The following is a 12500-nucleotide window of genomic DNA, read 5'->3' as shown; positions in this document are numbered from 1 at the left end:
CCTCGCCCGCCCTTTCCTTGTTCGAGGCATCAGCCAAACTCACCGGCCTGCCACCAAGGGCCAGACAATACAGCCAAAACGGAGCCCGGATATGACCTCCGAACCGGATAAGAAAAAACCGATCTGGCGCCGGTATTTCCTATGGGGAATGCCTGTGGCCGGTATCGCCGCGGCCTTTGCCGCCGGCATCATCTTCTGGGGCGGGTTCAACACCGCAATGGAAGCCACGAATACCAAGGAATTCTGTATCTCGTGTCACGAGATGCGTGATTTTGTCTACGAAGAATATACCGGCACGATTCACGACGTGAACCGGTCGGGCGTGGGGGCTGTCTGTTCCGACTGCCACGTACCCAAAGACTGGACCCATAAGATGATCCGCAAGATCAAGGCGTCCAAAGAGCTTTATGGCAAATTGGTCGGCACCATCAACACCCGCGAAAAGTTCGAAGCCAAACGTGTGCATCTGGCCATGAACGAGTGGGAGCGGATGAAGGCCACCGATTCGCGCGAATGCCGCAACTGTCACGATTTCGAATCGATGATGCCCGAATTCCAGAAACCACGCGCCCGTCAGCAGCACCTCAATGCGATGACCGTCGGACAGACCTGTATCGACTGCCACAAGGGGATTGCACACTCGGATGCACGCGACCGGGCGGACGAAGAGTATCTGGAAAAGCTTGAAGCACCGAACCCGGACTTCATCCGGCCGATACCCCCGGAATACCTGGCCAGCCTTGAAAAGATCGAAGCCAAAGAGGCCGCTGAAGCAGAAGCGGAAAAAGCCGCCAAGAAGGCTCAGCAAGAGGCCGTTCAGGCCCAGATCGCAGCGGCTGTTGACGCTGCTTTGGAAGAAGAACGCGCAAAAGCCTCCGGTGAAGAGGCCGCAGCGCCCTCTGGCGGAGCAAGCGACGTTGCGTCCAACATTGACTGGAACGCAGTGGCCGCGGCGGATCTGAAGCTGTTCTACCCCGGTCAGGCCTCTTTCGAATGGGTCCAGAACGGCAAGTTCCATGGTGGCGCACGCCCCCTGACCAAAGGCGGGGATCAGTGCACCACCTGCCACGCCAAGGAACTGGACACCATCGGCAACAAGATCGTTGCAGGTGGCGATCTTGAACCGACTCCCATTCCGGGCAAACGCGGTGTCATCGACGCAACCGTTCAGGCGGCACATGACGACGAAAACCTCTACATTCGTCTGCAATGGCCGGACGCGGGTCACAACCCTGCCCCGTTCGTCGATGGCGGCAAGATGGACCCGGACAACCAGATCAAGGTTGCCATGATGATTACCGGCACTGGTATCGAGCTGGGCGATCAGGTGGGCTGCTGGGCCTCGTGCCACGCCGACAACACCTATATGCCCTTTGCGCCCGAAGCGGATGCGATCGCGGCAAATGCGGATGTTGCCGGTCGCCTCAATGCCACCGACACCATTACCAAATACATCAGCGAAAGCCGCACGGATGTTGAGGTCAAAGGTCGCCGCGGCAAGGCCCTGGGTGGCTGGGACAAGCTGAAGGCCGAGGAACAGATCGAGCAGTATCTGGCCGACGGCACCTATCTTGACCTGATGCGTGTCTACGCCGACGGAAGCGCCACCAATGGCTATCTGTTGGAGCAGCGCGTGGTCAATGATGGTGAAATCGCCGCATCGGCCGAGCTGTCCGGCGGTATGTGGACCGTGGTGTTTACGCGCCCCCTGAATGCGGGTGCGCCCGGTGATGTGCCTTTGGAGGCAGGCAAGACCTATACCGTTGGCTTTGCCATCCACGACGATTTTGCTGCCGCAAGGTTCCACCACGTGACGCTGAATACCAGCCTGGCGCTGGATGATGACAGCGCGCTCATCAACGTGGTCAAACAATAACGGATCGGGGCCGGGTCAACCGGCCCCGGCCACTTTTGGAAAGGAGACATGGACCATGAAACCCCAACGCCTTCTTCCCGCGCTGCTGCTTCTGGCCGCGCCCGCCTGGGCGGACGAGACCGCCGAAATCTGCGCCGAGGCCGAAGAGCGCTATGTCGAGTTGTTCGGTCAGCCTTCGTCGGCCGTCGAAGACGCTGAAGTGGTGCTGATGTACAAATACAATTTCTGCCCAGCCGAATTGACCGTGAAGGCAGGCACAACTGTCCGGTGGGTGAATGTCGACAAACGCACCAGCCATTCCGTTCTGTTGAAGGATGGCAGCCAACCTGAAAGTGATCGCCTGTTCCCCGAGGAATCCGTTGAACTGACTTTTCTCACGCCCGGTCCACAGGACTATCTGTGCGGCCCGCATTGGGAGACACAGAACATGATCGGAATGATCACCGTCGAACCCTGAAACAAGGCACAATACAGGCAAGATGAAGGAGCGCGGGCGCAAATCCCGCGCTCCTTAACTTATGTCAAGGAGGTTGGTTTTCGATTGGGCCAATCTTCCCCCATGACACGCCCGGCTCACCCAGCAACGTCTTGCAAACGCAATGGATCTGCATGGGATACCGGATCTCGAAAACTTTCAGACCAAGCGAGTTTGCACATGAGCGGTAAGGTTTTTCTGATTGGCGCAGGCCCCGGCGACCCCGAGCTGATGACCCTGCGCGCACTGCGGATGCTGCAAGAAGCGGATGTCGTGGTTTATGACCGGCTGGTGTCCGCCGACATTCTGAACTTGCACGCGGAAGGCGCCCGGCTGATCCCTGTCGGCAAAGCGCCCAAATGCCACACCGTTCCGCAGGACCGCATCAACGAAATACTGCTGGAAGAAGCCCGCGCTGGTCACACGGTTGCCCGGCTGAAGGGTGGCGACCCCATGATCTTTGGTCGCGGCTCGGAAGAGGCTGCCTATCTGATGGCCCGCGGTGTTGCTGTTGAATACGCACCGGGCATTACGGCAGCCCAGGGGGCGTCTTGTTCGACGGGTGTGCCGCTGACCCATCGCGGGCTGGCAACCTCGGTTCAATATGTCACCGGGCATCGGCAGGCCGACAAAGTGCTGGATCTGGACTGGAAACGCCTTGCCGATCCGGACTCGACGCTGGTGGTCTATATGGGCGTTGCCAATATCGGTCAGATCGCCATGGGGTTGATGACCGAAAACCTGCCGGGCTCGACGCCGGTTCTGGCGGTGAGCAAGGCCACGACACCTGATGAGCGTCGTCTTGTGTCACGGCTTGACCAGCTGGCCACGGATGTGCGCGCAGCCGACCTGAAGGCGCCGACGCTGTTTATCATTGGCAAGGTGGTTTCGCTTTATGCCGAACGGCCTGTGGCCGAGCTTCTGGAACAGGCCCATGGCTAAGCTGGGAAGACGAGATCAAGGGATTGACCCAACACGCACCGACAGGTCGCCGGGGCGCTCGGGATGGGTGGCGCGAACCTGTCTGACCATTGCGGTTCTGGCCGCGACCTCCGCCTTCGCGGCGGATGTCATCGATCCCGATACCCTGAAAAGACTTGTGCATCAGGATTGCGGTTCCTGTCACGGACTGTCCCTGAAGGGCGGCCTTGGTCCCGATCTGCGCAGTGAGACACTTGAACACTACGACGCGGATGTTTTGACCAGCGTCATCCTTGACGGCATCCCTGACACCGCGATGCCCCCGTGGCGGCCTCTGATCAGTGAAGAAGAAGCCGAGTGGATCGCCCGTTACCTGCTGGAACAGGAGTCACAATGAAACACTTTATCCTTGGCCTTGCAGCCACATTGATGATGTCCACCGCCCAGGCTGAACCAACCGCGACAGGCGATCTTGGTCTGGTCATCGAACGCGCCAAGGGCTCGGTTCTGCTGGTGGATCAATCCGACCGTGCAGCTCTGGCCCGGATCGAGGGGTTGGGTGATCTGTCGCACGCGTCCTTGGTCTATTCACCCGATGAACGGTTTGCCTATGTGTTTGGCCGCGACGGCGGGCTGACCAAGATCGACATCGTGACCCGCCAGATCGTGAACCGCGTCGTGCAGGCCGGCAACGCCATTGGCGGGGCGATTTCGGACGATGGCAAGCTTGTGGCGGTGTCGAACTATGAACCCGGTGGCGTGCGCGTATTCGATGCGGACACGCTTGAGATGGTCGCTGACATCCCGACCGGCAGCAAAACCATCGGTCTGGTCGATGCGCCGGGTCGGCGGTTCGTTTTCACGATGTGGGACACTGGGGAAACCTGGATTGCCGATTTCGCAAAGGGCGCACCAGAGATCACCAAGATCCCGGACATGGGCAAGAACCCCTATGACGCGCTGATCACTGCCAATGGCCGCACCTATATCACCGGCCTGTTTGGCGAGGACGGCCTGACCGCACTGGATCTGTGGGCCGAAACACCCGAACCGATCCGGGTTCTGCCCGATTACGGGCGCGGGCAGGAAGAAATGCCGGTCTACAAGATGCCTCATCTGGAAGGCTGGGCGCTGACGGGCCGCGAATTCGTTTTGCCCGCTGTCGGCCATCACGAGGTTCTGTGGATCGACGCCGATACCCTGTCCGAAACTGGCCGGACCAAAACCCACGGGCAACCGGTCTTTGCAATGGCGCGTCCGGATGGGCGGCAGGTCTGGGTCAATTTCGCCCACCCGCTGAATGACACCATTCAGGTGATCGACAGCGTCAGCAAAGAGATCATCCACGAATTCAAACCCGGCCCGGCCGTGTTGCACATGGAGTTCACGCCGCGCGGACATGAGGTCTGGATCAGCGTGCGCGATGCCAACAAGGTCATGGTCTACGACACGCATAGTTTTGAAAAACTGCGCGAGATCGACGCGGACAGCCCGTCCGGCATTTTCTTCACTGCTCGCGCCCACAGAACGGGGCTGTAACCGATGCGACATATCACGGACCCGATCGACCGCCGCCTGCTGGACGAGTTTCAGCGCGACTTCCCGATCACCGAAAGACCGTTTCAGATACTGGGTAACGCTCTCGGGCTGGACGAAGCCGAAGTCATTCATCGCCTGTCCCGGATGCGCGCCACAGGCCGCATTACACGGGTTGGCGCAACCATCACACCCGGCGCGGTGACGGCCAGCACTTTGGCTGCCGTGGCGGCTCCGGAAGATCGGTTGGAGGAGGTTGCCGCCCTGATCGATGCCGAACCCGGCGTGAATCACAATTATCAACGCGAAGACGCCTGGAACCTCTGGTTTGTCGCGACCGGGCCGGATCGCGCGCATGTCAACGATACCCTTGCGCGGATCAGTCGATCCACCGGATTGCAGGTGCTGGACCTGCGGCTGGTGCGTCCCTTCAACGTAGATCTTGGCTTTCGCATGACTGGAGGCATCAAGAACGTGCCCACAGCGCGAAAGGTCGATGCATCCGTCATGCGCGAGGGCGATCGTTGCCTGCTACAGTCTCTGAGTTCCGGGCTATCTTTGGTCTCAGAACCCTACGCCGCTCTGGCTCGTTCGCTGAAACGGGATGTCACCGACGTGATGGAGCGGGTCGAGGCTTTGCATGCCGCCGGAATAATCTCGCGGCTCGGCGTCATCGTGCGTCACCGGGCGCTAGGCTGGTCGGCCAATGCGATGGTGGTCTGGGATCTGCCGGCAGAACAGATTGAAACCGCTGGTCCCGCTTTGGCCGCCTTCCCGGGGGTGACTTTGTGCTATGAGCGCAATCCGGTTCCCGATGTCTGGCCATATCGCCTGTATTCCATGATCCACGCCCGCACACGCAATGAGGCTTTGGATGTTCTGGCCGGCGCGATTGCATTGCCCGAACTGGCCGGAGCGCGACACAAGGTTCTCTTCTCAACCCGCTGTTTCAAGCAGACCGGCGCGCTGATTCAGGCCAAGGAGGCTGCCGCATGACGCTGGACCAAACGGATCGCGCGATCCTGAATCGTATGCAAGAGGATCTGCCGCTTACTTCGCACCCTTACGCAACCGTCGCCGCCGAGCTTGGCCTGTCCGAGGCGGAATTGCTGACGCGTCTGAGCCGTATGAAAGATGACCGCACAATTACGCGCTTCGGTCCATTTTTCGACGCCGCGGCCATGGGTGGGGCTTTCTGCCTTTGCGCAATGGCCGTTCCAGCCGAAGATTTCGAAACCGTCCTGACCAAAGTCAATGCACATCCCGAGGTGGCCCATAATTATGAACGCACGCACCGGCTGAACATGTGGTTCGTGCTGGCCACCGAAACACCCGAGGGGATCGAGGCCGCCGCCGATGCCATCGAACGGGAAACGGGGATCAGTGTTCTCCGTTTCCCCAAACTTCAGGAATTTTTCATCGGCTTCCGGGTGGCGGCATGATCGACACAACAGACAGACAGATTATCGAGTCGCTCCAGGGGGGATTGCCCCTGGTGTCCGCGCCCTATGCGCAGGTCGCTGCCGATCTGGGCCTGACCGAAGCCACCCTGCTGGACCGGCTGGCCGCGCTGAAAGCGCGCGGGGTGATCCGACGGATCGCCGCGGCCCCCAATCATTACAAGCTGGGCATGACGTCGAACGGCATGACCGTCTGGGATGTTCAGGATGACATGATCACCGAACTGGGCGCTCATATCGGGGCACTGCCCTTCGTCACCCACTGTTATGAACGGCCCCGTGCCCTGCCCGACTGGCCCTACAACCTGTTCGCCATGGTTCATGGCAACTCGCGCGACGAGGTCGAAGAGAAACGCGGCCAGATCGCCGCTATTCTGGGATCGGCCTGCCGGGGCAGCGATATCCTCTATTCCACGCGCATCCTGAAAAAGACCGGGCTGCGCCTGAGACAGAAAGCCTGAGACATGTTCCGCCTGACCGAATACATGCATCAACTGGTCAAACCGACTCCGGTGCGCAAGCGTCGCCCCGGCCCGGTAAAGCCGGTTGTGATCTGGAATTTGACGCGACGCTGTAACCTGAAGTGCCGCCATTGCTACACCGTCTCGGCGGATGTCGCGTTCCCGGGTGAGCTCAGCCATGAGCAAGCCATGGTAACCCTTGAGGATCTGGGCCAATTTCGCGTCCCGGCCCTGATCCTCTCGGGTGGGGAACCGCTGGACCGGTTCGATTTCTTCGACATCGCAAAACGGGCCCGTGATCTGGTACCAATGCTGGCCTTGTCGACCAACGGGACCCGGATTTACGACGAAACCGCCGATATGATTGCGGATGTGGGCTTCAACTACGTCGGCATCTCGCTGGACGGGATCGGAGCGACGAATGACTGGTTCCGTGGCGTCGAAGGGGCTTTTGCAGACGCCCTGCGCGGCGTGCGAGAATGCAAAAAGCGCGGCATCAAGGTTGGTCTGCGGTTCTGCCTGACCGAAGGCACGCAACATCACTTGCCTGACTTGCTGAGCCTTTGTGATGATGAAGGTGTCGACAAGTTCTACCTGTCGCATCTTGTCTATGCGGGGCGCGGCGACAAGAACCGGGGCGAAGATGCCGCGCATCAGCGCACGCGCAAAGGCCTGGATCTGTTGCTGGAACGCGCCTGGGAAGCCGCATCGGGCGGTCGTCCGCTGGATATCGTGACGGGGAACAATGACGCTGATGCCGGGTATTTCCTGAACTGGATTCGCACGCATTTCGACGCCGAAAAAGCGGCTCATGTGCGCGCGCACCTGGCCGCGTGGGGCGGGAACTCAAGTGGTTTGGGCGTCGCCAATATCGACAACCTTGGCCGGGTCCATCCAGACACTTACTGGTCCGATTACACGGTGGGCAACGTAAAGACCAAATCGTTTTCCGAACTCTGGACCAGCGATGATCCGATGCTTGCCATGCTCCGCACCCGCCCACGCCCGCTGAAGGGGCGCTGCGGAGCCTGCGAACTCAAGGACGTGTGCGGCGGCAATACCCGCATCCGCGCCTTGCAATTGACCGGTGATCCATGGGCCGAGGATCCGGCCTGTTACCTGTCCAACCAGGAAATCGGTGTGGATGAAGCAGGGGAACGCCTTCAGGTCACACCGTTTCGGGGGAAAAGCCATGATCCGGCGCATCAGTTCTTTTGACACCGTAAGTGCGAGGCTTTCAACCGCTGCGCCTGTGGCGCGTGCGGGAACCTCCGGCGGGAGTATTTTTGAAAAGATGAAGATTGGGGCATTATGCTCGATCCTTGGCGCGGGTGTCGCCTGGGCGGATGCGCAATCGGATTACGCTGAGCATTGCGCCTCATGCCACGGCGAAAACCGTCTGGGCGGGGTTGGCCCCGCGCTGATCCCGGAAACGCTCAAACGCATGCGCGGACCGCGGGTAGCTGCCGTGATTGCAGAAGGACGCCCGGCGACACAAATGCCGGCCTTCTCGCACGAGCTGGATGCTCTGCGAATCGAAGAGCTGGCGGGCTGGTTGAAATCGCCTTTGGAATCCGACCCCGAATGGGGCGAGGCCGAGATATTGGCCAGCCGGACGCTGGACGAGGAATATGTGCCGGTGGATGCGCCCGTCTGGGACAGCGACCCGATGAACATCACGCTGGTGGTGGAAACCGGAGATCACCATGTCAGCGTTCTGGATGGCGACACGTTCGAGGTTCTGGACCGGTTCGAAACCCCCTTCGCCGTGCATGGCGGCCCCAAGTTCAGCCCGGATGGGCGGTATGTCTTCATCATGTCCCGCGACGGATGGGTACAGAAGTACGACATTTGGGCCCTGAAGCAGGTGGGCCGTGTGCGTGCCGGCCTGAACAGCCGTAACATCGCCATGTCCGGCGATGGCAAATGGGTGGCTGTAGCCAACTATCTGCCCAACAGCCTGACGGTGTTGTCCACCGAAGACCTTTCAGTCGCAAAGGTCATCGAGGTCAAAAGCAAGAAGGGCGTGCCCAGCCGCGTTTCGGCTGTCTACCAGGCCCCTCCGCGGGAAAGCTTTGTTCTGGCGCTGAAGGATGTGCCCGAGATTTGGGAAGTGTTCTACGGCGCAAATCCCCCGCAATCCGGGCTTGGTCATGATTTCCGCATCGAAGGTCAGTTCAAGAACCCCGACCCCTTCCCGGTGCGCAAGATCACCACGCCTGACTATCTGGACGATTTCTTTTTCGACCAGAGTTATGAATATGTCATGGGAGCGTCCCGCGATGGCAAGGGCGGACAAGTGATTGATCTGGTGATCGGGCACAAGGTGGCCGATCTGGATTTGCCCGGAATGCCGCATCTGGGCTCGGGCATCACATGGAAACACGGCGATACGACCGTGATGGCCACGCCGCACCTGACAGACGGCGCCGTGTCGGTGATCGACATGGAAAGCTGGGAAACCGTCAAACGGATCAAGACCGAGGGCCCCGGGTTCTTCATGCGCAGCCATGAGAACTCGCCTTATGTCTGGGCCGATGTTTTCTTTGGCCCAAACAAGGACGCAATGCATGTCATCGACAAGCAAAGCCTTGAAATCGTAAAGACCCTGCGCCCCGCTCCCGGAAAAACCGTGGCCCATGTCGAGTTCACCAGGGATGGCAGCCACGCGCTGGTTTCGATCTGGGAAGATGACGGCGCGGTGATCGTTTATGACGCGCAGACGCTGGAAGAAATCCGCCGCCTGCCGATGCGCAAACCTTCGGGGAAATACAATGTCTGGAACAAGATCACCTTCTCGGAAGGAACCAGCCACTGAGGGAAAATGGCCGGTTTGGAAACTGGCCATTCTGCTGTATCCGGCCACGGCGTTGACCGTGGCCATCAACCTGTTTTTGCTCGGGCTTATCCTGCACAGCGTCGGGTTCGGTGCAATCGAACCGGTGCCGGCTCTCCTCTGGTCGATTCCGCTGGGCATTCCTGCGGCATGGCTGGCCGGTCGGTGGCTGCGCGGATTGATGGACGAGGCCGACGGGTAGATTCAAATTTTCAGGCACCTGACCTAAGTCAAGTCTTCGCCTGGAAGAATCCCCTACGGTTCAGAAAAGAACGCCGAGCTGGATTCTCAATGCCCACCGTCCGCCCCCCGCATAGCCTGTTTGATCGCGTGTCCCGCGCGGTGTGCGGTTTGGTGGGTATTTTCCTGTTGCTTTTGCAGATGCTTGGCCCGGTGCTGGCGAGTCCCGGGGAAAGCATGTGGATCGAGATCTGCTCGGAGGCAGGGGCGGTCTGGGTTGAAGTGGACTTTGAGGAAGGCACTGATGACCCGACCGCACCTTGCCCGAAATGCGCCGATTGCGCGCTGTGCGCGGTGACAGTGGCAGCCCCGCTGCCAGACCTGCCGCTGCTGACGCAATCCGGAAATGTACAGATTGTACCCGCTGCAATCGGGGATCTGTGCATTTTGTACAACTCAAGGCGACTGTGGCCCGAAACCCGAGGGCCCCCGGTTGCGACCCAAGAAGAATCTGAACGCGCCCTGCGCGCGTCCGTGGCGTTCACTCAAGTAAACGGAGGTGCGCCGTGGTCGTAAGTCGCGCAATCCATTTCCTACTGGCTTTTACCCTGTCCTGCCTGATGGCGATCAGCGCCCATGCCGACAGCCTGGCCAGCTTCCTGCCCGACATCGAACCTGCCGATCTGGCCCCCGGTGCCGATGCCTTTGGCCCGGTACGCGATGACGTCAAGGTCGCCCCCGTCCTGAAGGGCGGCGAGACCGTTGCCTGGGCATTCCTGACCTCGGACTTTGTTGGTACGACCGGTTATTCCGGCAAGCCGATCCATGTCGTTGCCGCCATCGATAACGATGCCGTGTTGACCGGAGTGCAACTGGTCAAGCACTCGGAACCCATCGTGCTGATCGGCATCCCCAATTCCCGCATGGTTGAATTGACCGAAGGCTATGCCGGCCTTGACCTGAAGGTTGAAGCTGAAACCGGGGGTGAGGGGCACGACCTCGACATCATCTCGGGCGCGACCGTCACGATCATGGTGATCGACGACAGCCTTGTGCGTGGCGGCATCAAAGTGGCGCGTGCATTGGGTCTGGGCGGCTTGTCCCCGTTGCAGGCCGACGGGCCAAAGCGCGAAGTCGATATGGCGCAGAATGCGGTCTATGACTGGTCGACCCTGTCAGGTGACGGCTCGATCCGACGGTTGACGCTGGATGTCGGGCAGGTCAACGCCGCCTTCGAGGCCACCGGCGACCAGCGCGCGATCAAGCGCCCCGAGCCGGGCGAACCGGATGACACCTTCATCGACATGCATATGGCGCTTGTCTCGGTTCCGTCGATCGGCAAGTCACTGCTGGGCGACGCCGAATACCGGAACCTTGTGAACTGGTTGGACGAGGGCGAACAGGCCATTCTAGTGCTGGGTCGCGGATCCTACAGCTTCAAGGGATCAGGCTATGTGCGCGGCGGGATTTTCGATCGGATCCAGTTGATCCAGGGCGACAACTCGGTCCGGTTCTTCGACAAACAGCAAGTACGCCTTGGCAAGGTTGCAGCCCCGGATGCGCCCAGTTTCACCGAGTTGGACATCTTCAAGATTCCCGCCGATGCCGAGTTTGACCCGACCGAGCCGTTCCGCCTGCAACTGCTGGTACAGCGTGCCGTGGGTGCCGTTGAGAAAACCTTTCTGACATTCGATCTGGGCTACAAACTGCCCAACCACTACCTGCTGCCCGTTGCAGCCCCAACGGTTGTCGAGGATGCAACCGGCGAAGCCGCCGCCAAGGCCGCCCTGTGGCAACGCATCTGGAAGGATCGCACCGTCGAAATCGCCATTCTCGGCGTCATGCTGCTGGTCCTGACCGCGACGTTCTTCTTTCAATTCCACGCGACGATGAATGCGCGGGTCTTCTACTGGTTCCGCATCGGCTATCTGACCATGACCCTGTTCTTCATCGGCTGGTACGCCAACGCGCAGCTGAGCGTGGTGAACCTGATGGCGCTGGCGGGCAGCTTGCGCACAGGATTCTCGTGGGATGCGTTCCTGCTGGACCCGCTGGTCTTTATCCAGTGGTTCGCTGTCGCTGCCGCGCTGCTGTTCTGGGGGCGAGGCGCCTATTGCGGCTGGTTGTGTCCGTTTGGCGCGTTGCAGGAGTTGACCAACAAGATCGCCCGCGCGCTGAAAGTACCGCAATGGACGCTGCCCTGGGGACTGAACGAGCGCCTGTGGCCTGCAAAATACATGATCTTCCTCGGTCTCTTCGGCCTCAGCTTTGTCTCGATCCCGTTGGCCGAGAAATACGCCGAGGTCGAGCCGTTCAAAACGGCGATCATTCTGAAATTCATGCGCGACTGGCCCTTTGTGGTCTTTGCGCTGGCCCTGCTGGGAATCGGGCTGTTCATCGAACGGTTCTACTGCCGCTATCTCTGCCCGCTGGGTGGAGCACTGGCGATCCCTGCCCGTATCCGCATGTTCGACTGGCTGCGCCGCTACAAGGATTGCGGCACCCCCTGTCAGACCTGCGCCAACGAATGCCCCGTTCAGGCGATCCACCCCACCGGTGAGATCAATCCGAACGAGTGCGTCACCTGCCTGCATTGTCAGGTGCTCTACCAGTCCGAGGACAAATGTCCCGTCGTTATCCGCCAACTGAAACGGCGGGCCAAGACAGGGTCGGTCCAGATGAAGACCCCACTCGGACAACCACCGGCGAACCATCCGAACGCCAAACCGCAATCCGTTTCCTAAAAGGAGGAACG

At 60.1% G+C, this 12500-nt stretch carries 13 protein-coding genes; all 13 read left to right on the top strand.

Annotated features, from left to right (window positions below):
- Positions 1 to 91: 91 nt before the first annotated feature.
- The gene (locus tag AC2FFD_RS13050; protein WP_496873268.1) at positions 92 to 1876 is read left to right on the top strand and encodes a NapC/NirT family cytochrome c; all 1785 of its coding nucleotides are present in this window, start codon (positions 92 to 94) and stop codon (positions 1874 to 1876) included.
- A 55-nt stretch (positions 1877 to 1931) separates the two neighbouring features.
- Positions 1932 to 2333 (top strand): cupredoxin domain-containing protein, encoded by a 402-nt coding sequence (locus AC2FFD_RS13045; protein WP_170345477.1) that lies wholly within the window; start codon positions 1932 to 1934, stop codon positions 2331 to 2333.
- Between the two features lie 198 nt (positions 2334 to 2531).
- A complete protein-coding gene (cobA, locus tag AC2FFD_RS13040; protein ID WP_496873267.1) occupies positions 2532 to 3293 on the top strand; it encodes a uroporphyrinogen-III C-methyltransferase in 762 nt (253 codons plus the stop codon).
- The gene (locus AC2FFD_RS13035) at positions 3286 to 3669 is read left to right on the top strand and encodes a c-type cytochrome (RefSeq protein WP_170345479.1); all 384 of its coding nucleotides are present in this window, start codon (positions 3286 to 3288) and stop codon (positions 3667 to 3669) included. Before cobA ends, AC2FFD_RS13035 begins: the two co-directional genes overlap by 8 nt.
- The gene (locus tag AC2FFD_RS13030; protein ID WP_170345480.1) at positions 3666 to 4811 is read left to right on the top strand and encodes a cytochrome D1 domain-containing protein; all 1146 of its coding nucleotides are present in this window, start codon (positions 3666 to 3668) and stop codon (positions 4809 to 4811) included. Before AC2FFD_RS13035 ends, AC2FFD_RS13030 begins: the two co-directional genes overlap by 4 nt.
- 3 nt (positions 4812 to 4814) lie before the next feature.
- Positions 4815 to 5804 (top strand): siroheme decarboxylase subunit beta, encoded by a 990-nt coding sequence (gene ahbB, locus AC2FFD_RS13025; RefSeq protein WP_480684814.1) that lies wholly within the window; start codon positions 4815 to 4817, stop codon positions 5802 to 5804.
- On the top strand, positions 5801 to 6250 hold the full coding sequence (locus AC2FFD_RS13020) for an Lrp/AsnC family transcriptional regulator (RefSeq protein ID WP_170345482.1): 450 nt from the start codon (positions 5801 to 5803) through the stop codon (positions 6248 to 6250). Before ahbB (AC2FFD_RS13025) ends, AC2FFD_RS13020 begins: the two co-directional genes overlap by 4 nt.
- Entirely contained in the window at positions 6247 to 6729 is a 483-nt protein-coding gene (gene ahbB / locus AC2FFD_RS13015) for a siroheme decarboxylase subunit beta (RefSeq protein WP_496873266.1), read from the top strand. The genes AC2FFD_RS13020 and ahbB (AC2FFD_RS13015) overlap by 4 nt, the downstream gene beginning before the upstream one ends.
- 3 nt (positions 6730 to 6732) lie before the next feature.
- The gene (gene nirJ / locus AC2FFD_RS13010; RefSeq protein WP_170345484.1) at positions 6733 to 7947 is read left to right on the top strand and encodes a heme d1 biosynthesis radical SAM protein NirJ; all 1215 of its coding nucleotides are present in this window, start codon (positions 6733 to 6735) and stop codon (positions 7945 to 7947) included.
- Entirely contained in the window at positions 7922 to 9547 is a 1626-nt protein-coding gene (locus AC2FFD_RS13005; protein WP_496873265.1) for a cytochrome D1 domain-containing protein, read from the top strand. The genes nirJ and AC2FFD_RS13005 overlap by 26 nt, the downstream gene beginning before the upstream one ends.
- Positions 9504 to 9767: a hypothetical protein gene (locus AC2FFD_RS13000; protein ID WP_170345486.1), complete on the top strand. Its 264-nt coding sequence runs from the start codon at positions 9504 to 9506 to the stop codon at positions 9765 to 9767. The genes AC2FFD_RS13005 and AC2FFD_RS13000 overlap by 44 nt, the downstream gene beginning before the upstream one ends.
- Positions 9768 to 9856: 89 nt before the next feature.
- Positions 9857 to 10321, top strand: coding sequence for a DUF2946 family protein (locus AC2FFD_RS12995; protein ID WP_496873264.1), 465 nt, complete (start codon positions 9857 to 9859; stop codon positions 10319 to 10321).
- Between the two features lie 44 nt (positions 10322 to 10365).
- A complete protein-coding gene (locus AC2FFD_RS12990) occupies positions 10366 to 12489 on the top strand; it encodes a 4Fe-4S binding protein (RefSeq protein WP_496873373.1) in 2124 nt (707 codons plus the stop codon).
- Positions 12490 to 12500: the final 11 nt, after the last annotated feature.

The organism is Ruegeria sp. YTSC002, assembly GCF_059609845.1.
This window is presented reverse-complemented; position numbering and strand designations above follow the sequence as displayed.